The organism is Pseudarthrobacter phenanthrenivorans, assembly GCF_036455295.1.
Taxonomy (GTDB): Bacteria; Actinomycetota; Actinomycetes; order Actinomycetales; family Micrococcaceae; genus Arthrobacter; species Arthrobacter phenanthrenivorans_C.
Genome location: NZ_JAYXNX010000006.1, coordinates 224,506 through 245,799, shown reverse-complemented (window position 1 = coordinate 245,799; position 21,294 = coordinate 224,506). Strand labels below are relative to the sequence as shown.

General features: G+C 67.3%; 21 protein-coding genes and 1 pseudogene. 13 read left to right on the top strand and 9 right to left on the bottom strand.

From position 1 onward, the window contains the following. Positions 1-39 precede the first annotated feature (39 nt). A complete protein-coding gene (locus tag VXJ37_RS10570) occupies positions 40-624 on the bottom strand; it encodes a TetR/AcrR family transcriptional regulator (RefSeq protein WP_331322994.1) in 585 nt (194 codons plus the stop codon). A gap of 166 nt (positions 625-790) precedes the next feature. Between VXJ37_RS10570 and VXJ37_RS10565 the strand changes: the two genes are divergently transcribed. From VXJ37_RS10565 to VXJ37_RS10555, 3 genes are all read left to right on the top strand, one after another. Further along, positions 791-1,135: a cupin domain-containing protein gene (locus VXJ37_RS10565; protein ID WP_331322993.1), complete on the top strand. Its 345-nt coding sequence runs from the start codon at positions 791-793 to the stop codon at positions 1,133-1,135. An 11-nt stretch (positions 1,136-1,146) separates the two neighbouring features. Further along, complete coding sequence (locus tag VXJ37_RS10560) at positions 1,147-2,493, top strand: flavin monoamine oxidase family protein (RefSeq protein WP_331322991.1); 1,347 nt, start codon at positions 1,147-1,149, stop codon at positions 2,491-2,493. A 118-nt stretch (positions 2,494-2,611) separates the two neighbouring features. After that, on the top strand, positions 2,612-4,093 hold the full coding sequence (locus VXJ37_RS10555) for an APC family permease (protein WP_331322990.1): 1,482 nt from the start codon (positions 2,612-2,614) through the stop codon (positions 4,091-4,093). Here VXJ37_RS10555 and VXJ37_RS10550 read toward each other — a convergent pair. Together VXJ37_RS10550 and VXJ37_RS10545 are read right to left on the bottom strand one after the other, a co-directional pair. Further along, positions 4,080-4,733, bottom strand: coding sequence for an AmiS/UreI family transporter (locus tag VXJ37_RS10550; RefSeq protein ID WP_331322989.1), 654 nt, complete (start codon positions 4,731-4,733; stop codon positions 4,080-4,082). The genes VXJ37_RS10555 and VXJ37_RS10550 overlap by 14 nt on opposite strands. A 151-nt stretch (positions 4,734-4,884) precedes the next feature. Further along, positions 4,885-5,838, bottom strand: a pseudogene (locus VXJ37_RS10545) (helix-turn-helix domain-containing protein); the annotation flags it as partial. Positions 5,839-6,004: 166 nt separating this feature from the next. Here VXJ37_RS10545 and VXJ37_RS10540 point away from each other — a divergent pair. Together VXJ37_RS10540 and VXJ37_RS10535 are read left to right on the top strand one after the other, a co-directional pair. Next, the gene (locus tag VXJ37_RS10540) at positions 6,005-6,679 is read left to right on the top strand and encodes a DUF1345 domain-containing protein (RefSeq protein ID WP_331322986.1); all 675 of its coding nucleotides are present in this window, start codon (positions 6,005-6,007) and stop codon (positions 6,677-6,679) included. Positions 6,680-6,741: 62 nt separating this feature from the next. Then, a complete protein-coding gene (locus VXJ37_RS10535; RefSeq protein WP_331322985.1) occupies positions 6,742-7,149 on the top strand; it encodes a DUF1003 domain-containing protein in 408 nt (135 codons plus the stop codon). 55 nt (positions 7,150-7,204) lie between these two features. On the opposite strand, the gene VXJ37_RS10530 is transcribed toward VXJ37_RS10535, so the two are convergent. Together VXJ37_RS10530 and VXJ37_RS10525 are read right to left on the bottom strand one after the other, a co-directional pair. After that, the gene (locus VXJ37_RS10530; protein ID WP_141945450.1) at positions 7,205-7,381 is read right to left on the bottom strand and encodes a CsbD family protein; all 177 of its coding nucleotides are present in this window, start codon (positions 7,379-7,381) and stop codon (positions 7,205-7,207) included. A gap of 60 nt (positions 7,382-7,441) precedes the next feature. Then, a complete protein-coding gene (locus tag VXJ37_RS10525) occupies positions 7,442-8,071 on the bottom strand; it encodes a TetR/AcrR family transcriptional regulator (protein WP_331322984.1) in 630 nt (209 codons plus the stop codon). A 120-nt stretch (positions 8,072-8,191) separates the two neighbouring features. Here VXJ37_RS10525 and VXJ37_RS10520 point away from each other — a divergent pair, with 120 nt between their 5' ends. Together VXJ37_RS10520 and VXJ37_RS10515 are read left to right on the top strand one after the other, a co-directional pair. After that, a complete protein-coding gene (locus VXJ37_RS10520) occupies positions 8,192-10,132 on the top strand; it encodes a primary-amine oxidase (RefSeq protein WP_331322983.1) in 1,941 nt (646 codons plus the stop codon). Beyond that, positions 10,119-10,580: a hypothetical protein gene (locus tag VXJ37_RS10515; protein WP_331322982.1), complete on the top strand. Its 462-nt coding sequence runs from the start codon at positions 10,119-10,121 to the stop codon at positions 10,578-10,580. Before VXJ37_RS10520 ends, VXJ37_RS10515 begins: the two co-directional genes overlap by 14 nt. Positions 10,581-10,590: 10 nt before the next feature. On the opposite strand, the gene VXJ37_RS10510 is transcribed toward VXJ37_RS10515, so the two are convergent. The 4 genes from VXJ37_RS10510 to VXJ37_RS10495 form a co-directional block, all read right to left on the bottom strand. Continuing rightward, the gene (locus tag VXJ37_RS10510; RefSeq protein WP_331322980.1) at positions 10,591-11,580 is read right to left on the bottom strand and encodes an NAD-dependent epimerase/dehydratase family protein; all 990 of its coding nucleotides are present in this window, start codon (positions 11,578-11,580) and stop codon (positions 10,591-10,593) included. A 103-nt stretch (positions 11,581-11,683) separates the two neighbouring features. After that, positions 11,684-12,058, bottom strand: a complete 375-nt coding sequence (locus VXJ37_RS10505; protein WP_331322979.1) for a cupin domain-containing protein — start codon at positions 12,056-12,058, stop codon at positions 11,684-11,686. A gap of 147 nt (positions 12,059-12,205) precedes the next feature. Further along, positions 12,206-12,967, bottom strand: coding sequence for a ThuA domain-containing protein (locus VXJ37_RS10500; protein ID WP_331322978.1), 762 nt, complete (start codon positions 12,965-12,967; stop codon positions 12,206-12,208). After that, positions 12,964-14,061, bottom strand: coding sequence for a Gfo/Idh/MocA family protein (locus VXJ37_RS10495; protein WP_331323018.1), 1,098 nt, complete (start codon positions 14,059-14,061; stop codon positions 12,964-12,966). Before VXJ37_RS10495 ends, VXJ37_RS10500 begins: the two co-directional genes overlap by 4 nt. Before the next feature lie 312 nt (positions 14,062-14,373). Between VXJ37_RS10495 and glnT the strand changes: the two genes are divergently transcribed. Genes glnT through VXJ37_RS10465 form a run of 6 tightly spaced genes read left to right on the top strand, consistent with a single transcriptional unit; the run spans position 14,374 to position 21,246 of the window. Beyond that, positions 14,374-15,774: a type III glutamate--ammonia ligase gene (gene glnT, locus VXJ37_RS10490; RefSeq protein WP_331322977.1), complete on the top strand. Its 1,401-nt coding sequence runs from the start codon at positions 14,374-14,376 to the stop codon at positions 15,772-15,774. A 26-nt stretch (positions 15,775-15,800) separates the two neighbouring features. Then, a complete protein-coding gene (locus VXJ37_RS10485) occupies positions 15,801-16,709 on the top strand; it encodes a glutamine amidotransferase (RefSeq protein ID WP_331322976.1) in 909 nt (302 codons plus the stop codon). Then, positions 16,697-17,419 carry a protein glxC gene (locus tag VXJ37_RS10480; protein ID WP_331322975.1) on the top strand — a complete coding sequence of 241 codons (723 nt, stop codon included), beginning with the start codon at positions 16,697-16,699 and terminating at the stop codon, positions 17,417-17,419. The genes VXJ37_RS10485 and VXJ37_RS10480 overlap by 13 nt, the downstream gene beginning before the upstream one ends. Before the next feature lie 10 nt (positions 17,420-17,429). Beyond that, positions 17,430-18,797 carry an FMN-binding glutamate synthase family protein gene (locus VXJ37_RS10475; RefSeq protein ID WP_331322974.1) on the top strand — a complete coding sequence of 456 codons (1,368 nt, stop codon included), beginning with the start codon at positions 17,430-17,432 and terminating at the stop codon, positions 18,795-18,797. Next, positions 18,797-19,948: an FAD-dependent oxidoreductase gene (locus VXJ37_RS10470; protein WP_331322973.1), complete on the top strand. Its 1,152-nt coding sequence runs from the start codon at positions 18,797-18,799 to the stop codon at positions 19,946-19,948. Before VXJ37_RS10475 ends, VXJ37_RS10470 begins: the two co-directional genes overlap by 1 nt. 11 nt (positions 19,949-19,959) lie before the next feature. Next, positions 19,960-21,246: an allantoate amidohydrolase gene (locus VXJ37_RS10465; RefSeq protein WP_331322972.1), complete on the top strand. Its 1,287-nt coding sequence runs from the start codon at positions 19,960-19,962 to the stop codon at positions 21,244-21,246. Positions 21,247-21,294: the final 48 nt, after the last annotated feature.

Here is a 21,294-nt window from a genome sequence, read left to right as displayed (position 1 = left end):
CCCCCCCCCCGCTTTTCTGCGCCCGGATGTCTTTGCCGCTCAGGACCCGTCCCGCCGCAGGAGAACCGCATGGTGCACTTCCTCCAGGGCGGCGGCGATCTCGTCCCGCCCTACGCCGGCGATGTACTGCAGGACCAGTCCGTCCAGTGCAGCGAACAGGGAACGGGCAACCACGCGGACGTCACCCTGGATACCGAACGCCTGCAAGCCCTCGGACAAGGCGTCCACGTAACTCTCATACAGCTTGGCCACCGGTCCTGCCAGTTCCGGGCGGCGCCGGGCCTCAAGGATCATCTCGTACTGGAAGACCTGCAGGCCCGGGTCTTCCAGCAGCAGGTCCAGCAGCGCCTCCGTGAACGAGGCCTCGGTTTCCGCCGCTTCCCGGAGCCGGGAGGCGGCAATGGACTGCTCGGAGGACCACTCCAGTGCTGCGGCGATCAGGGAGTCCCGCGTCCCGAAATGATGGGCCACCAGGCTGTTGTTGACGCCCGCTGCTTCAGCAACGGCACGGTAGGTGAGCCCGCGCAGACCTTTTGCCGCAACCACATTGACGGCAGCCCGGAGCAATGCCTCCCTGCCTTTGCCGTATGCGGGCGTGGCGGAGCGGGCTGCGGAAGCGGTCATAGCGTCGATTCTAGCGAGCGCCGGTTCCCGCAGGGCCCGCCGATTGACTTAAAACTAAGCAATTGCTTAGATTGCTTTCACGCGGTGACGCTCATCGCAGGAGCGGCCGTCCCATCACCACCACGGCAACGCCTTTGCGACGAGCCGCCCAGCCCTTGGAGTAACCATGACAACAACCCCTGCCTTCACCACGTCCTCTTCCCTTGACCCCGCCAAGAACGAACCCTTCGAACTGGGGCAGGTCCAGTGGGTCCGCCGGTTTGGCGAGGGCGGCCGGGACGCCCTCGCCTGCGGTTACTGGCACGTCAACCCCGCAGAGGCCCCCGAGCCCTTCGATCTCCTCATCGAAGCCGACGAGACCATCCACATCATCGACGGCCACCTTCGGATCGAGGTGGAGGGCGGCGATACGTACGACCTCACCGCCGGCTGCGCGGCGTCCTTCAACAAGGGAGCGCAGACCAAGTGGGCCGTATTGGCTCCCACCGTCGAGTTCTTCGTCTACTCGTAGGACGCTGCGCCATGAAACAGGACAACAGCGCGGACCCGCAGGATCTGGATGTCATCGTCGTGGGTGCCGGGTTCGCCGGCCTCACCGCCGCCCGTGAGCTCACCCGACAGGGCCTTAGAGTCCGCATTGTCGAGGCCCGGGACCGCATCGGCGGCAGGACCTGGCTGGAGCACCGGCTGGGCCGCGACCTGGAGATCGGCGGCACGTGGGTCCACTGGACCCAGCCGTACGTCTGGGCGGAGTTGAAGCGGTACGGCATCGGCACTGTCGCCAGCCCGGAACCGCAGCGAGCATTCTGGTGGGCCGACGGCGGCCGCCGGGAAGGTGACCCCGGAACCTTGCTTGACCTGATCGGCCGGCACAACGGCCAATTCATCAAGGAGTCCCGAACCTACTTCCCCGAGCCCTTCAGTCCGCTGGCCTCAGATGCCTACAAGGAGATTGACCACGTCTCGGTCCAGGACCGGATCCGTGAGCAGTTCCCGCCGGGAGCGGCCCGGGGCATCCTCGAATCCTTCTGGGCCCTGAACTTCAACGGCCCCCTCCAGGATGCCGCGCTGACGCAGGCCATGCGCTGGGTGGCCCTCACCAACGGTGACTGGGCCGTCAACTTCGAAGCCTGCGCCACGTACAAGATCCAGGGTGGAACCGCCGCGCTCGCCGAGGCCATCGTCAAGGACTCCGGCGCCGCCGTCACCTTCGGTTTCACCGTGGAAGGCATCACGGACGACGGCGGCTCCGTCACCGTCCGCGGCAGCGGCGGGCGGAGCTTCAGCGCGAAGGCCGCCGTCGTCACCGTTCCGCTTCCTGTCCTGGGGACCATCGACTTCCAGCCGCCGCTGCCGCCGGCCAAGGAAGAAGGGGCACGGCTGGGACAGGTGTCCAAGAGTGTCAAGGTGTGGATCCGGCTGCGGGGTGAGCATGCTCCCTTCGTGGCGCTGGGAGAGGCGGACTGGCCCTTGAACTTCTTCCAGGCGGAGTACACGCTCGACGGCGACACGATCGTCGTCGGCTTTGGCCCGGACGGCTCGAAGATCGACGCTGCAGACCCCGCGGCGGTCCAGGCCGAACTCGCCCGGCTGGTGCCCGGCGTCGACGTGCTGTCCACCGCCACCCATGATTGGGTGTCTGATCCGCTGGCGGGGGAGACCTGGCCGATGCACCGGACAGGCTTCCTCGGGAACCATCTGGCCGCCATGCAATCCGGGCACGGCCACGTACTTTTTGCCGGGTCGGACATTGCCAACGGCTGGGGCGGCTTCATCGACGGCGCCATTGAAAGCGGCATGGAAGCGGCCCTGGCCGCCGCATCACTTCTCGCCGGCCGCCCCGCCGTCCAGGAACCCGCACGCCAGTAATCCGCACTGCGCTGACAAACAACAACTGGGCGCTGGCGGACAAAGCCCTTTGGTGCCCCGGTGCCAAGCTGGATTCCACAGCAATTTTCCCGAACTCATGACCGTTAAGAAGGATCAAATGAGTATTTCGAATTCCGAGCCCCGGACCACTGACGCTCCGGCCAAGGAGCATTCAACGGCACTGCGCGCCGGCAGCATCGGCGTCCTGGGCATCCTCTTCTTCGTCCTGTCGGCACAGGCGCCCCTCACGGGGATCGTGGGCGCCTCGCCGCTGGCAGCAGGGCTGGGCAACGGCGCCGGCGCGCCGGGCGCCTACCTCATCGTGGGCATCGTCATCGTGATCTTCGCCGTGGGCTTCGTGGCCATGAGCCGCAGGATCCAGGCCAACGGGGCGTTTTACGCCTACGTCACCGCGGCCTTTGGCAGGAAGACCGGCGCCGGGGCTGCGTGGCTGGCCCTGCTTGCGTACAACACTGTCCAGGCCGCGATGTACGGCCTGTACGGTGCGGCGTTCTCCGGGCTGCTGGCCTCGATCGGGCTTGAAGTCCCGTGGTGGCTGCTGGCGCTGGCCACCATGGCCGGCGTCCAGGTGCTCGGCTCGCTGAACATCGAACTCGGCGCCCGGGTCCTGGCCCTGCTGGTAGGGCTCGAGGTGGCCATCCTCCTGCTGTTCGGCTTCACGGTCCTGTTCAATGGCGGGGGTCCCGAGGGCATCAGCGTGGCCGCGTCCTTCTCACCCGAGGCCATTGGCGCCGGGGCGCCCGGCGTGGCCATCATGTTCGCCGTGGCCTCCATGTTCGGCTTTGAATCCACCGCCATCTACTCGGCGGAGGCCAAGGACGCGCACCGCACCGTTGCCCGGGCCACCTACCTGTCCGTCGGCGTCATCTCCATTTTCTTCTCCTTCATCTCCTGGATGCTGGTCAGCTACTACGGCCCGTCCCGGGTGATGGATGCCGCCGGCGCTGCCCTCCAGTCAGGGGACGCCACATCCTTCGTCCTGGGACCCCTGGTTGAACTCTTCGGCCCCTGGGCGGGCATCGTGGCGGGCATCCTGCTGGTCACGTCACTGCTGGCCGGGATCATCGCGTTCCACAACGGCATTAACCGCTACCTGCACTCCCTGGCCCTGCGGGGTTCCATGCCCGCAGTCCTGGCCCGGACCAACCGGCACCGCGCACCTGCCCTTGCCGCCTGGGTCCAGTCCGCAACCGCCGTCGTCCTGGTGCTTCCGTTCGCCATCCTTGCCATGGACCCGGTCCTGACCCTTTTCTCCTGGTTCAGCGGCCTGGCCGTGGCCGCCCTGCTGGTGCTGTACATGCTGTGCTCGGTGGCCGTGGTCAGCTTCTTCCGCCGCGAACGGGAAGGGGCCAAGCTGTGGCAGACGCGCATTGCACCTGTCCTTGCCACAGTGCTGCTCGCCTGGGTCCTGTCCCTGGTGCTCAGCAACTTCACGGCCCTGATCGGAGGCAGTGCCGAGACAGCCATCGCACTCCTGGCGGCCGTTCCGGTGGTCTTCCTGGCCGGGCTGCTGGTGGAGTCGGGGATCGAGCGCCGGCACCACGTCGCCGCCGGCAGTCCTGTGCTCAGCCAGCCGTAAGGCGCTCCGGCCCTACTTCCTGCCCCTCACCGCTTATACCGGCCCGGCGCGGACCATCATGTCCGCGCCGGGCCAGCGCGCGTGCTGCCACGAAGAGTCCTGCCAGGAGCGCAGCCGCCACCAGCGCTGCCCAGGAGTTGCGGGGCCACAGGCCGGCCAGGCCCAGGAAGGCCGGGACCGTGGCGGTCACCTGGCTGGCAAGGACAAGGGCCCAACCCGTGAACGGTTCCAGCCGCGCGGCACCCATAACGTTGGACGCAAACAAAAGCCCCCACAGGACCGCCCAGCAGACCCAAAGGACGGCGAGCAGCGGGTCGACGGCGAGCCACGCCGCGGCCAGCAGAAGGCCAACGAACGCCACCATGCCGCAGAACCACCCGAGCCCCCTGGAGCCCAGCCCCAGCAGGACGTCCATTCCGCCATACACGTATGTCAGCCCGAACAGGAACATGCCCGCGGCGGTCATCAGCGCTTCCGCACCATTCCCGGCTGCGTAGAGATGCACGACGCCGAGCACCAGCTGGGTGCCGCCCAGCACCAGGCTGAAGGCGGCAGCGTCACGGCGGGGGAGATGCCCCAGGCCGGCCAGGCCGTTGACCAGCAGTGCGGCGCCCGAGAGGAGCAGGCAGACGTAGGGCATCAGGACGCCCGCCGGCTACTGAAAAGAACCACCGGGGTTATCGATTGGTGGAATATCGCTATCACAATACGGATGTTAGCCGGGAGTGCCCCCGGCGCCTACTGCCCCTCAGTCGCAATCCGACAGGTTGTGCGAGGTTCTGCGCTAGCTGCCCCTTGCGCCACTCGGTGGGTGAGATGCCGAAAGCGTCCCGGAAGGTCCGGCTGAAATGCGCCGCATCCAGGAATCCCCAGCGGGCAGCCACCGTACCGACGGACTGCCCGGCGTGCAGCGGGTCACGAAGGTCGCGGCGGGCACCCTCGAGCCGCTGGGTCCGGATCCAGCTGGCCACGGTGCTGCCCGACTCGTGGAAGACATTGTGCAGGTGCCGGGTGGAGATGAAGTGGGCGGCGGCGATGGTGGCGGGGGACAGCAGCGGATCGGCGAGGTTTGCCTCAATGTACTCGCGGATCGAGACTGCCAGCAGCGCCTGCGGCTTCATCCGGTCCGGGGCGATGTCCATTTCCGCGTGCAGCATGGTGGACACCAGGTCCAGGGCATTGGTGGCAAGCCTGGCGCCGCTGGGTCCGTTCAGGACTTCCAGGTTTGACGAGAGCTGCCGGATGAACTGCCCTACAATCCCGCTGAGGCCTCCGCTTCCCATGCGTACCGCTGCGAGCTGTCCCACGAAATCCGGCGGCAGGGACAGGGTGTCGCAGGGGAACATCAGGACCATGATCCTGGTGTTCTCTTCAAAGGCGAGGGTGTAGGGCCGGTTGGTGTCGTAGATGGCCAGGTCACCGGGCTGCAGGACCACTTCGCGGTTGTCCTGGATCAGCAGGCCGGTGCCCTCCAGCTGCAGGTTCAATTTGAAGTAGCGCTCGTGGGCCTGGACGATCAGGGCGGGGGTGCGGTGGACCTCGTGCGAGCTCGCGGTCACTTCCGCGATGGACATCCGGTCCAGGACGCGGGAGCGAATCCGGCCCTGGAAGCCGTCGACATCTGCCGTCCGGGCGGTGAGGGGTACAAATGATTCCGCCACCAGGTGCTTCCAATGCTCAAACGACGTGGCAACGCTGGAGGTGACGTCCTGGCGCTGGGCGTGGGCGGTTGTAGCTGATGGCATGGTGTTCCTCGCGACGGATGGCCACTCGACGACTTTCCCCCGGGTCTGTGCCCTGCGACACATGCATTCAGGTTAACGCTCGCGTAATCTTTTTTCAACGGTTGGCGAAAATAAAAATTCCTTTTCCATTCAGCGAAGTCCAAGTCTGCCGTGGCAAGATCTGCCAATGAACTCCATGCCGGCCGCCGTGGACCACCATCGGAACTTCAACTCCCGCGCGCACCACTCGCGGCTACGGATGATCGTGATGCTTGCGGTCGGCCTCCTCGCCGCCCTGGCCACCGGCTCGCTGGGAAACTGGACCTACGCCCCGGCCCTCGGCTGGGCCGCCGCCTCGGCCACGTACCTCATCTGGGTGTGGAGCGTCATCGGCCGCCTGGGCCCTGCAGCAACGGCTGCCCACGCCAGAAGGGAAGACCCCGGCCGGGTGTTCTCGGACGCCCTGGTCCTCACCGCCACGATGGCCAGTTTCGCGGGCGTAGCCCTTATCCTGCTTGACGCCTCCAGCGAGCAGGGCGGTGCCAAGGACGCCACTGTGGCCATGGCCCTGGGCAGCATCGCCCTCTCCTGGTTCCTGGTGCATACCCTGTTCACCCTCCGGTACGCCGCCATTTACTACCGCGACGGAACCGGCGTCGACTTCAATGAGGAGGGCCAGCCCCGGTACTCGGACTTCGCCTACCTGGCCTTCACCGTCGGCATGACTTTCCAGGTCTCGGATACCAACCTCAAGACCAACGCCATCCGGTCCACGGTGCTGCGGCAGGCACTCCTCTCCTACCTCCTGGGCGCCATCGTCCTGGCCACCACCATCAACCTGGTGTCCGGGCTCATCCACTAGGCGTGCCGTTCCGCCGGCGGGGCCGGTGCACGTGCGGTCTGCCGGAAGCCTATTCTGGGCGCATGGTTGAGTTGAGAGTTAATTGGCACCGGCGGCACAAAGAGGGCCTGACCGCGGGCGACAGGGCCGCGGACACCCTGCGCAACGGCATGGGCAGCTGGCCGTTCGTGGGCTTCTTCATCGGGTTCATGGCACTGTGGGCCGCGGTGAATTCCTTCCTCCTGGCGAACAACGCCTGGGACCCCTACCCCTATATCCTGCTGAATCTGTTCCTGTCCATGCTGGCCGGCCTGCAGGGTGCCATCCTGCTGATCGCAGCCAAGCGCCAGGACGCCATTGCCTCGGCAATGGCCCAGCACGACTACGAAACGGATGTCCGGGCCGCGGCGCAGGTCGAAATGCTGATGAACATGAACGCCGAGCAGCTGAAGCTGCTGCAGGAACTGCGGGACATGAGGGATAAGTCCTAGGAAACGCCAATGGGTGCAACTCCTTGCGGAGTCGCACCCATTCTTGGGGCGTCGATTAATCCTTCTTGAAGGCGTCCTTGACGTTTTCGCCCGCCTGCTTCAGGTCCGATTTGGCCTGGTCGGCCTGGCCCTCGGCCTTCAGGCTCTCATCGCCGGTAGCGCTGCCCGCAGCTTCCTTGCCCTTGCCGCCCAGCTTCTCTGCTGCATTGCCGATCTTGTCGTCCAAACCCATGGAGCTGCTCCTTACAGTTGGTGCTCTCCCTGGCCAAAGCCAGAGCCTGACCCCTCCATACTAAGCATGCTTTCCAGTTCGGCGCCCATCCGCCGTCGTATTTTTGCCCAGCAGGGCCAAGTAGCCCTCCAGTTGTTCCGCGTGGCCAAAATCCGTGTGGCCCTCCGCCGCAAGGGCTGCCTCAATCTGGGCTCCGAGCATCATGTTCAGCAGCTGGCCGGCGAGGGTTGAATCGTCGACGGCGGCATGGATGTCGCCGCTGTCCCTCGCCTCTGCGAGGAAGCGGCGGATGGCCGCCAGCCACTCATCCATGGACTGCCGGTGGATGGCGGCCTTCTGCGGATCGTTAACTGCCTTCTGCCAGAAGGGGATGACGATCCGCGCCTCGTTGATGCGTTCCTCGTCCAGGGGAAGGACCTCCAGGCAGAAGGCCCGCAGGGCGTCGAGCCCGGACTTGCCCTCGGTAACCTGCGCAATCCGCTGGTTGGTCCGGTTGAACACGTGGCCAAAGGCGAATTCCAGCAGGGTGTCCTTGGTGGGGAAGTAGGGTTTGAGGGCGCCGTTGGCAAAGCCGGCCTCCGTGGCAATCTCCCGCATGGTGGCACCTTCCATGCCGTGCCGGGCGATGATCCGCCACGTCGCGTCCACGAGTTCCATGCGGCGCTCGTCATGGTCAACAATCTTCGGCACCGCGGCCACTCCCCGGAAATATTTGCTCAAACCCTTGTGGGCCATCTTACTTAAAGCTTATTCTCTACAACTATAGAAAATAAACCAGTGGCCGGACACGGCCCGGACAAAGGTTCTCCCATGACTCTTGCACCCACCGAAACCGCCTCAGCCTTCCGTCTGGCCTCAGCGGAGGAAATCCTGGACGTCCGCTCCATCCTGGAGTCGGCAGGCCACCTGGACTCCGGGCACCGGATCGCCTATCTCGGCCTGCTGGACCCGGCGCGGGAAACGGACCCGAAGCCAGCGGACCGCCGGTTCCGGGCCTTCATCCACGATGTCTCCGGGGCTGCGCCGCGGGACGTGGTGGTCTCCACCACGCAGCAGAAGGTGCTCTCCGCCGCCGAACTCGACACCGCCGTGACCGGTGAACTCCCGGTGCTGGAGGAGGAGTTCGAGGTGGTGGAGTCGCTCCTCGCCACGGATGAACGCTGGCTCGCGGCGCTGGCTGCCCGGGGCCTCCAAGTCGAAAAGGTCCGGGTGGCCCCGCTCTCGGCAGGCGTCTTCGAGTACACGGAGGAGAAGGGCCGCCGCATCCTGCGTGGCCTGGCCTTCGTCCAGGACTTTCCGGAGGACAGTGCGTGGGCGCATCCGGTGGACGGCCTGGTGGCCTATGTGGATGTGGTCAGCAAGGAAGTCACCCAGGTGATCGACCTCGGCGCCGTGCCCATTCCGGCCGAGCACGGCAACTACACGGACCCGGAACTGACCGGCCCCATCCGCGAAACCCAGAAACCCATCAGCATCACCCAGCCGGAGGGGCCCAGCTTCACCGTCACCGGCGGCAACCATGTGGAGTGGGAAAAGTGGAGCGTCGACGTGGGCTTCGACGTCCGCGAAGGGGTGGTCCTGCACAACCTGGCCTTCCAGGACGGCGGCCGGAAGCGGCCCATCATCAACCGCGCGTCCATCGCGGAAATGGTGGTTCCCTACGGCGACCCGTCGCCCGTCCGGTCCTGGCAGAACTATTTCGACACCGGCGAATACCTGGTGGGCCAGTACGCCAACTCGCTGGAGCTCGGGTGCGATTGCCTGGGTGAGATCACCTACCTCAGCCCGGTCATCTCCGACGCGTTCGGCAACCCGCGGGAGATCCGCAACGGTATCTGCATGCACGAGGAGGACTGGAGCATCCTCTCCAAGCATTCCGACCTGTGGAGCGGAGTCACGTACACCCGCCGCAACCGCCGCCTGGTGATCTCCTTCTTCACCACCATCGGCAATTACGACTACGGCTTCTACTGGTACCTCTACCTGGACGGCACCATCGAATTCGAAGCCAAGGCCACCGGCATTGTCTTCACCTCGGCGTTCCCCGCGGGCGGATCGGACAACATCTCCCAGCTCGCCCCGGGACTGGGCGCGCCCTTCCACCAGCACCTCTTCAGCGCCCGGCTGGACATGGCCATTGACGGCTTCACCAACCGCGTGGAGGAGGAGGACGTGGTGCGCCAGGCCATGGGTCCCGGCAACGAACGGGGCAACGCCTTCTCCCGCAAGCGCACCCTGCTGGCCCGGGAATCGGAGGCCGTCCGTGAAGCCGACGCCCGCGCGGGCAGGACCTGGATCATCTCCAACCCGGAATCCAGGAACCGGCTGGGCGAGCCCGTGGGGTACAAGCTGCACTCCCACAACCAGCCCACGCTGCTGGCGGATCCGGATTCCTCCATCGCGCGGCGTGCCGCCTTTGCCACCAAGGACCTGTGGGTCACCCGCTACGCCGAGGATGAGCGCTACCCCACAGGCGACTTCGTCAACCAGCACGCCGGCGGCGCGGGCCTTCCCGCCTACGTGGCACAGGACCGGGACATCGACGGCCAGGACATCGTCGTATGGCACACCTTCGGCCTGACCCACTTCCCCCGGGTGGAGGACTGGCCCATCATGCCCGTGGACACCGTGGGCTTCAAACTGCGGCCCGAGGGCTTCTTCGACCGCAGCCCCGTCCTGGACGTCCCAGCCAACCCCAACCAGCAGGCGTCCGCCTGCCACAACGAGGGCAACAGCGGTGGCTGCCACTAGCCTCGCTGCAGCCACGGCAGGGAGCACGACGGCGGCGGGGCGGGTCCGTGCCAGCGGGCCCGTCCTGCATCCCCGGCTCGTCGCCCTGGTCACCGCGGTGTCGTGTGGGGCGCACCTCTGGCTGGCCCTGTCCGGTCACCACACAGTATGGCTGGGCGTCCTGATGGTGGCACTCGCCGCCGTCTGCGTGCCCTGCACCGTCCATATCTGGCGGCACTGCAGGCCGGGCGCCCTGCACCAGGTCACGGCTGCCGCCGTGGCCATGGCCGCGCTGCACGCCATACTGCTGCTCGGCGGTGGTGCCGGGCATGGCCATGGCGGGGCGCCGCCGTCGTCCGCTGCTGCTGACTCAGGCGGCACCCAACTGTTGCTGGTGATCGGCCTGGAACTGGCGACCGCGCTGCTCGCCGCCACGCTGGTGGCCCGGCTCAGGCGGCTGGCTGTGTAGATGGGCCGGATCACCCGGCCGGGACTCCCAAGGCGCGGGCGACGTGCAGCTGTTCGTGCTCGACAAGCCATTGGATGGATTCAAGGATGGCTTGCTCCGGCTCGTACCGCGGCGCATAGCCGAGCGCCGTGGCGGCCTTGTCGATGCTGAAGCACTGGCTTCGGTAAAGGTGGCCCCAGCTCGATTCCGCGTACTCCCGGGAGGTGTCCTCGCGGAACCGCTCCCAGGAGACAGTCTCCAGCACGGCGGCATGCCCAAACCATGCCGCCGCAATGTCGGCGTAGCCGCGGACCGTGAGTGCCGTGGGCGCCACGATGTTGAAGTCCTCTCCAGTCGCCCCGTCCCGCCGGGCGATGGCCTTTTCGAAGGCCTGGGCAACGTCATCGGCATGCACGTGGTGCATCAGCTCGGCGCCGCTGCCGGGGACCCGGAGCGGCTGCCCTGCGGAAATGGTCTGCCAGACGTGGGGATCGAGGTTTCCCAGCGGGCCGATGGGGTGCCATCCCCGGCCCACGATATGGCCCGGGTGCAGGGAGGTGGTGGCCAGGCCGCCCCGCGCCGTTTCCTCCTTCAGCATCAGGGCGATCCTGTTCTTCTGGATCCCATACTCGCCAAAGGGCGCGGCAGCTGAGTCCGAACCTTCCCTGATGGGCAGCTTGAGGCTTTGCCCGTAGCGCCAGACGGAGCCGCAGTGCAGCAGGTGGCCCACCTCGCCGCGCAGCCGCTGCACCAGCGATATTGCCGAGTCCAGGGTGAAGCAGACCAGGTCCACCACGGCGTCCGGCTTCAGCGCCGCGACCCGGTCGCCAAACGTCCCGTCCCCGTCTTCCGCCTGCCGGTCCGCCATGACCTGGTGCACCTGCTGCCACTCCTCCGGTGACTCGGTGTAGGGCTTGCTGGTGCCGCGGCTGATGTTGGTGACGTCGTGGCCCGCGCGGACCAGCCGGGGGACCAGGAACGAACCGATGTGGCCGCTGCCGCCGATGACGGTGACTTTCATTGCTCTCCGATCGTTGCGTTCCCTCCACGGTAGGGCCGCGGCAGCAGGAAAGGGAGGCCCTGCCGGACCTCCCTTTCCTGGCGATAGGTGTGGAACCTAAGGGTCAGGCGGGCTTGGCGTACTCTGCCGCGCTTATGACCTCGTAGCCAACAAACGTCTCATCGCCCTCCACCCAGGCGTCGTGGCCTGCCGGAATGGAGTATGCGTCGCCGGCCTGGATGGTTATGCCGGTTCCGTTGTCCAGCTGGACTGTCAGGGTGCCGGAGGTGCAAAAACCAAGGTGATTGTTCTGGCAGCTGTCTGTATGAACAACCGTCTTGACGGTTTCCGACCACCGCCAGCCGGGCTCAAACGTGAACCGGCCCAGGGTGGCGCCACCAATGGCGACAACGTCTACTTGGGTCCTGGGTGGCCGGCGTTTTTCGTCGGGTTCATTGAAGGATTTGGATTCGAGGTTGGTGACCGTTACTGCGGGCATTGCTGGCTCCTGAAAAGGAGTAATTAATGAGTTCGTCCGGGGTGGGGACCCCCGGGAGGATAGGGCCGGCAGGGTGGGTGGTGCCCGTACAGAACCTGCCGGACCCCGCATGCGACGATCTCAATCTGCTCCCCGCCGCAGTGCATGTCAATGATGCTTTTCTTCCTGGAACCATTCCCGCGGAGGGTTGCTGACGCCTGGGGCGGAGCGGTCCAGGCCGGGCTGCGCGGCCCAGCGCACCCCGTTGGCCAGGACCCGCTGGATCTGCGGGTGGTGGTACACGGGGTACTCCTGGTCGCCGGGGCTGAAGTAGAAGATGCGGCCCTTGCCGCGGGTGAACGTGACGCCGGACCGGAACACCTCGCCGCCGGCGAAGGAGCTGATGAAGATCAGGTCGTCAGGGTCAGGAATGTCGAAGAGCTCCCCGTACATCTCCTGTTCCGGGATGACGATGGGGCTGTCCACGCCTTCTGCGATGGGGTGCGAGGGTTTCACGGTCCACACCAGCTCCCGCTGGCCGTCGTTCCGCCACGCCAGCGAGCAGCTGGTGCCCAGCAGCTTGGTGAAGATCTTCGAAAAGTGCCCCGAGTGGAGCACCATCAGCCCCATCCCGCCCAGCACGTGCCGGTAAACGCGTTCGACGACGGCGTCGCCCACCTCGGCGTGCGCCACGTGGCCCCACCAGAGCAGGACGTCCGTCTCCGCGAGCACCTCCTCACCCAGGCCATGCTCGTCGTCCGTGGCGAGGAGCGCCGTCGTGATGTCCGCGTCCGGAAGGTGGGAGCGAAGCCCTGCAGCGATGGCTCCATGGATGCCGTCCGGGTACATGTCCCCGATGTGGGGCGGCTGCTTGTTCGCCTCATGGACGCCCTCATTCCAGACCAGGATCCTGAGTTTGCCGTTTGTCACAGCCGAACCTCCCTTTGCTCCAGCGCCGACTGGTAGCACGCGTCGATGATCTGTGCCCGGTAGAGCGCCAGGGATCCGTCATGCCTGGCCCATTCCGCTGGGCCGCCGCGTACTGCGGTGACAAAGTCCTCCACCACCTCATCATGCGCGCGGCCCGGCAGGACAGGGGGCAGGTAGTCCGCGGACGCCCCATCCCGGTCGGTGAACACCCGCAGTTGACCCACCGGGGGGAATGGTGCCCCGTGCGCCCTGAGTTCGGCTCCGCCATCGGTCCCGTACACCGTGAAGTCCAGCTGGTCGTCCGTTTCCCGGTAGGCCGCCCAGCTCGCCTCGATCAGCAGCGTCCGGCCGCCCTCGAGACGCAGGAACGCCGAGGCAAAGTCTTCCACTTCGAACGCGTGGCTGGACGCCTGGGCCGTGAACCGGCTTCCGCCGCCCCGCCCGCGCGGCCCCAGCTCTGAATGGGTGGCCGCGGAAACAGCCACCACCTTGGGCTCGCCCAGAAGGTACAGGGCAAAGTCGATCACGTGGACGCCGATGTCAGCGAGCGGGCCGCCGCCCGCGAGCTCCGGGTTGGTGAACCAACTGCCCAGCGTGGGAATGCCCGAACGCCGCAGCCACGAGGCCTTCGCATAGTAGGGGCGGCCCAGCCCGCCGCCGTCGATCACTTCCTTGAGCGCCTTGATATCACCCCGGCGGCGATGGTTGAAGGCAACGTCCAGGACGCGGCCGGCCTTGCGGGCAGCGTCCACCATGGCCCGGCCCTCCACGGCGTTGCGGGCAATGGGCTTCTCGCTGAGGACGTGGATTCCCCGTTCCAGGGCGGCGATGGCGATGGGCGCGTGCAGGAAGGTGGGCACCGCCACGCTGACTGCGTCCAGGCCGCCGTGGTCCAGCATCTCCTGCCAGCCGGCAAAGGCGTCCGGGATGGAATACTCGGCCTGCAGGGAGTCCCGGAGGTCCGGCTCCATTCCTGCCACTGAGGCAATCCGGACGCCGGGAAGGCCGGAGTAGGCCTTCAGGTGCTGCTGGCCGGCCCACCCGATGCCCACTACACCCACCCGCAACTCCTGGGTAAGGGCCTCTCCTGGCATGGGCGGCTGCTGGCTTGGGGACTGATCGCTGGTCAAAGGGCTGCCTCTTTCCTTGCCGGCTGGTCCGCTGCCGCCGTCGTCACTGTCACGTGGAGCATTCTTTCCGCCAAGCCTCTGCACCCCGCCCCGCGCAAAGCCGCGGTTCCGTCCCGGGCGCCCCGTCAAAAGCATGCCTGGCGTGACGGATCCGTACCCGGCATTCCACGAAACATGCAATTAACCTGGGCGCCGGACAACGGAAATGTGCTTTTGGCTAATCTGATGCAACAAGGTTTACTCTTAGCTAACACCAACCCGGACAGGAATGTTTCGATGACCAGTGTCGCAACCCCTGCTGTAACCCCCGCCCCCGGCCTTGCCGGGCAGGCGCCGTCATCGCTGGCGGAAAGCATCACCCTGGCGGACATCGCCCGGGCCCACGACGTCCGCTTCCTGCTGGCCACCTTCGTGGACATGACCGGCAAGCCCTGCGCCAAGCTGGTCCCCGTCGAAGCCGCCGGCGAACTCGAAGCAGGCGCCATGGGCTTCGCCGGCTACGCCGCCGGCCTCATCGGCCAGAAGCCCCAGGACGGGGACCTCATCGCCATCCCGGACCTCGCCTCCTTCACCCCGGTCCCCTTCATCAGGGAGGGCCTGGCCATCATCCACTGCGACCCGCACGTGGACGGCAGGCCCTGGCCCTACGCCCCGCGCGTCATCCTCAAGAACGCGCTGGCCCGCCTGGCGGACAAGGGCATGCAGGCCAAGGTGGGCGCCGAGGTGGAGTACTTCCTGGTGAAGAAGAACGACGACGGGACGCTGAGTACCGCCGATGCCCGCGACGATTCGCCCCGCCCCTGCTACGACGCCCGGAGCGTCACCCGGATGTACGAACACCTCACCTCCATCAGCGATGCGATGAACTCGCTGGGATGGGGCAACTACGCCAACGACCACGAGGACGCCGCCGGCCAGTTCGAGCAGAACTTCAACTACGCGGACGCGCTCACCACCGCGGACCGGGTTGTCTCCCTCCGCTACATCCTGAACATCCTGGCGGAGCAGCGCGGCATGACCGCCACCTTCATGCCCAAGCCGTTCACGGACCGCACCGGCACCGGGCTGCACTTCCACCTCTCGCTGTGGTCGGGCGCGGAAGCGCTGTTCCCGGCGGGGGAGGAAACGGACGGCGACGGCCGCGGCCTTGGGCTCTCCGGCCTCGCCTATTCCTTCATCGGCGGCATCCTGGACCACGCCCCGGCGCTCCAAGCCTTCCTCGCCCCGACGGTCAACTCCTACAAGCGCTCCGGCGCCACCACCAGCTCCTCCGGCGCCACCTGGTCGCCGCGGAAGGCATCCTTCGGCGGCAACGACCGCACCCATATGATCCGGGTGCCGGACGACAAGCGGATCGAGCTGCGCTCCGGCGACGGCTCAGCCAACCCCTACCTGGCCATTGCCACCGCCATCGCTGCCGGCCTGGATGGGGTGGGGAAATCCCTTGACCCGGGGACGCCGTCCGGGCCGGGGGAGTCCAGGCCGGATGCGCACCTGCTGCCCGCCACCCTCCTGCATGCGGTGGAGGCGCTCCGCGGCGACCCGGTGATCCTGGCCAGCCTCAGCGGCGACCCTGACATCGGTGCCTACTACGCGGATGCCAAGGAAGAGGAATTCCTCAGCTGGCACAACCAGGTCAGCGACTGGGAAATCCGCACGTATTTGACCTCCATCTGATCCCTACGAAGTAAAGGACTCCCACCATGTGCGGAATCGCCGCGCTGCAGCTGCGCAATCCCTCGCTGCACCCCCAGATGGGCAGCCTGCTGTCCTCAATGCTCTGCCAGATCGTGGACCGGGGACCGGACTCCGCCGGCCTCGCCGTCTACAACACCCCCGGCCTGGTCGCCCCCGGCGCGTCCACCCTGAGCCTGCTCGGCAGGAACCAGGGCATGGCGACGGCGGACATCACCGCAGGCGTCGCGGCGCTCCTGCCGTCCGATGCGGCACCCTCAGTGCAGGTGGTGGGCGACACCACCCTGGTAAGCGCCGCCGTCGGCACGGACCTCCTGGTGAAGGCCGTGACCGAAACCCTGCCGGACGCCACCATCATCGGCCGCGGCGAGCATGTGGCCGTGATGAAGAGCGTGGGCCACCCGATGGAGATCGCCGCCGAGCACGGGCTGGAAGCGATGGCCGGAAGCCAGGGCCTCTCCCACACCCGGATGGCCACCGAATCCGCCGTCACCGCGGGCGGCTCGCACCCCTTCTCCGTCGCCGACGACCTCTGCCTGGTGCACAACGGCTCCTTCTCAAACCACGCCACCGTCCGCCGTGAGCTCAAGCGCGAAGGCGTGGTGTTCGATTCCGAGAACGACACCGAAGTGGGCGCCCGCTATGTGGCCTCCCGGCTGCAGCAGGGCGACACCCTCGAGGAAGCCCTGGTGAACCTGGGCAAGGTCCTGGACGGCTTCTACACCTTGGTGGTCACCACCGCGGACAGCATGGCCGTGGTCCGCGACCCCATCGCCTGCAAGCCCGCCATCATCGCTGAAACCGGCGACTACGTGGCCATGGCCTCCGAATACCGTGCCCTGGCGGCCCTGCCCGGCATCGACAACGCCCGCATCTTTGAACCGGAACCCGGAAAGGTTTACACATGGTCACTCTGACAGCCCCCGAAGCCACTGCCCCCGCACTGGACGGCCCCACCGTCGTGGACCTCGCCGGAGCCCCGGTCCGCGACCTGAACCAGGCCCTGCACCAGGCCGCCGACGGCCAGTCCTGGAGCATCACCAACCCCGGCGGAAAGCACAGCCTGGCCGTCGGCATCAACGCCGACGTCTCGGTCACCATCGAAGGCCACGCCGGCTATTACGCAGCCGGGATGCACCAAAAGGGGACAGTGAAGATCACCGGCAACGCCGGCGTCGGGCTCGCCGAGAACATCATGTCCGGCACCGTCCACGTCAAGGGCGACGCCTCCCAGTCCGCGGCCGCCACCGGCCACGGCGGCCTGGTGGTCATCGACGGCAACGCCGGCGCCCGCTGCGGGATCTCCATGAAGGGAGTGGACATCGTGGTGGGCGGCAACATCGGCCACATGTCAGCGTTCATGGCCCAGGCCGGGCGGCTGGTGGTCTGCGGCGATGCCGGGGATGCCCTGGGCGACTCCATCTACGAGGCCCGGATCTATGTCAAGGGCACCGTGGCCTCGCTCGGTGCGGACTGCATCGAAAAGCCGCTGAGGGCCGAGCACCTCGAAGAGCTCGAGGACCTGCTGGCCGCCGCCGGCCGCACCGACAACCCGGCCGATTTCAAGCGCTACGGCTCCGCCCGGAACCTCTACCACTTCCACGTCGACAACTCGACTGCCTACTAGGAGGCCCCCAATGACCATTACCTCCGTCCCCACTCCCGCCGCAGCACCCGTCCAGGACATCGCTGAGCTGGGCCTCCGCGAGTCCGCCACGTTCGACCGCGCCACCATCGCCGACATCCAGCGCGCCGCGGCCACCGGCGTCTACGACATCCGCGGCTGGGGCGCAAAGCGCAAAGTCCCGCACTTCGACGACCTGCTCTTCCTCGGCGCCTCCATGTCCCGCTACCCGCTGGAGGGCTACCGCGAAAAGTGCGATACCGACGTGGTCCTCGGCGACCGGTACGCCAGCAGGCCGCTGCACCTGGCCACCCCGGTGACCATCGCGGGCATGAGTTTCGGCGCCCTGTCCGCCAACGCCAAGGAGGCGCTGGGCCGCGGTGCCAGCGAGGTGGGCACCTCCACCACCACGGGCGACGGCGGCATGACCCCTGAGGAGCGCGGCCAGTCCAAGCACCTGGTGTACCAGTATCTGCCCTCCCGCTATGGCATGAACCCGGACGACCTCCGCAAGGCCGACGCCATTGAGATCGTGCTGGGCCAGGGCGCCAAGCCCGGTGGTGGCGGCATGCTGCTCGGCCAGAAAATCACCGAACGGGTGGCCGGGATGCGCACCCTGCCGGTGGGCATCGACCAGCGCTCCGCCAGCCGGCACCCGGACTGGACCGGCCCGGACGACCTGGAGATCAAGATCGGCGAACTGCGCGAAATCACCGACTGGAAGACCCCCATCTACGTCAAGATCGGTGCCTCACGCCCGTACTACGACACCGCGCTGGCCGTGAAGTCCGGCGCCGACGTGGTGGTGCTGGACGGCATGCAGGGCGGCACCGCGGCCACCCAGCAGGTGTTCATCGAGAACGTCGGCATCCCCACCCTCGCCGCCATCCCGCAGGCGGTCCAGGCTCTGCAGGAACTCGGAATGCACCGCAAGGTCCAGCTGATCGTCTCCGGCGGCATCCGCACCGGCGCCGACGTCGCCAAGGCCATGGCCCTGGGCGCCGACGCCGTCGCCATCGGAACCGCTGCGCTGATCGCCCTCGGCGACAACGACCCCCGCTACGCCGCCGAATACTCGGCCCTGGGCTCCGCCGCCGGGTTCTACGACGACTTCCAGGACGGCCGCGACCCTGCCGGCATCACCACCCAGGACCCGGAGCTGTCCTCCCGCCTGGACCCGGTGGCCGCCGGCCGCCGCCTGGCCAACTACCTCCGCGTCCTCACCATGGAAGCCCAGACCATCGCCCGCGCCTGCGGAAAGTCGCACCTGCACAACCTGGAGCCGGAGGACCTGGTGGCGCTGACCATCGAAGCCTCCGCCATGGCCCGGGTGCCGCTGGCCGGGACCAGCTGGATCCCCGGCGTGCAGGGAAGCTTCTGATGGCGGAGTCCTCGGACTATGTGGTGGTGGGCGCCGGCCTGGCCGGTGCCGCCACCGCCTGGCAGCTCGCCGCCCGCGGCCACCAGGTCACCCTCCTGGAACGCGACATCCCGGCGGCGCACGACGGCAGCTCGCACGGCTCCGCCCGGATCTTCCGCTACGCCTACCCGGACCCCTTCTACACGCAGGCGGTCCAGGATTCGAAGGTGCTCTGGGACGGGCTCGCCCTGGAGGCCGGCACCGAACTGATCACCCCCTTCGGCGCCGTGGACTACGGCCCCAAGCGTAACCCGGCGCAGCTCGCTGACGTGTTGGCCGGCGCCGGCGTGGACCACGAGCTGCTGTCCGCCGCGGAAGCCCGGTCCCGCTGGCCGCAGATCGTCTTCGACACCGAGGTCCTCTGGCACCCCGGCGCCGGCGTGATCGACGCCGAAACGTCCGTCCATGCCATGGTGGCGCTCACAGTCCGGCACGGGGCGAAGGTCCTGACGGGCTGGGAGCTGCACAGCGTGGAATCACGGGACGCCGGCTACCGGCTGCACTCCTCCACCGGGGAAACGCTCGACGCCGGCAACCTGGTGGTCAGCGCCGGCGGCTGGCTGCCGCGGCTGCTGGAGTCCCTGCCGCTCCCGGCAGGGTTCGTTGGAGGCCTGCCGGAGTTCAGCGTCCGGCAGGAGCAGGCCTTCCACTTCCGCTACCGGGAGGACTCCGGCTCTTCCGGCGCCAGCTGGCCCACCTTCATCCACAAAGCCGCTGATATCCAGGCCTACGGGCTTCCCGGCGGCCGCGACGCGGGCTTCGCCGGCCAGAAGGTGGCCGAATACAACGGCGGACCGCGGATCCGTTCAGCAGCTGACCAGACGGGTGAAGTGGACCCGGCCAACCGCGCCCGCGTGGTGGACTACGTCCGCCGCTACCTGCCAGGCCTGGACCCGGAACCCTACGCCGAAACCACGTGCCTGTTTACCAACACCCCCAACGAGGACTTCCTCATCGACCGCGCGAACAACCTGACCATCGTCTCGCCGTGCTCCGGGCACGGGGCCAAGTTCGCGCCCCTGATCGGGCAGTGGGCCGCGGACCTGGCCACCGGTACCGGCACTGTTCCTGCCCGGTTCCGCAGCGCATCGACCACAGCATTGACCTCGTAGAACGGATCCCCGTGAGCCTTTCCCAGACAGCACCCGTGCTTCCCGCGGTACCCGCCGAAACTGCCGGCGCACCAACTGTGGCCGGCCTCCTTAAGGACATTTCCGGCGTCGGACGCGACACCACCCGCGGCGGCTACTCCCGCCCGGTGTTCTCCACGGCCGAAACCGACCTTCGCGCCTGGTTCATCGAACAGGCCGGCCGGCGCGGGCTGGACGTGCACACGGACGCCAACGGGATCATCTGGGCCTGGTGGGACACCGCAGGGGGTGTCCGGACTGACGCCGTGGCCACCGGCAGCCACCTCGACTCCGTCCCCGGCGGCGGCGAGTACGACGGTCCGCTCGGTGTCGCGTCGGCGCTGGTCGCCGTCGACCTCCTCAAGGCCCGGAACTTCCGGCCCCGGCGCCCGCTGGCGCTTGCTGTGTTCCCGGAGGAGGAGGGTTCGCGGTTCGGTGTCGCCTGCCTCGGCTCCAGGCTCCTGACCGGGGAATTGGACGCTAACAAGGCCCGCAACCTCAAGGATCCGGACGGCAACACCTATGCGGACGTCGCCGCCGGGAACGGCCAGGACCCGCGGTTCATCGGCCCCGACTATATGGCCCTGCAGCAGCTGGGGATGTTCGTTGAGCTGCACGTGGAGCAGGGAAGGGGGCTGATTGACCTCAACCAGCCGGTGGCCATCGGCTCGTCCATCCTGGGCCACGGCCGCTGGAAGCTGAGCATCGCGGGGGAGGGGAACCACGCTGGCACCACCCTCATGAAGGACCGAAAGGACCCCATGATCGCTGCAGCCAACATCATGGTGTCCATCCGGGATACGGCCCGAAAGTACAAGGACGCGCGGGCCACTGTGGGCCGCGTGCAGCCTGTTCCCGGGGGCACGAATGTCATCGCCTCCCGGGTGGACCTGTGGATCGATGTCCGGCACCCGGAAGACTCGGTGACGGCGGCTCTCGTGGAGGCCATCGGGTTGGACGCCCAGGTCCTCGCTGCCGAGGAAGGCTGCACGGCGGTCCTGGGCACGGAGTCGCTCAGCCCCACCGTGCATTTCGACGGCGTACTGCGGGACCGGCTGCGGGAACTGCTGCCTTCCGCCCCCGTACTCGACACAGGGGCAGGACACGACGCCGGGGTGCTGGCGGCGCAGCTGCCCACTGCCATGCTGTTCGTCCGGAACCCCACCGGCATCTCGCACTCGCCGGACGAACTGGTGGAGGACCAGGACGCCGAAGCCGGCGCACTCGCCCTGGCGGACTCCCTTGCGGGGTTGCTCGGTGAGGCGCGGACCATTGCCTAGCGCCGGCGTCGTACACGGCACCTCCCGCGGCCCGCCTAAGATGGCTGA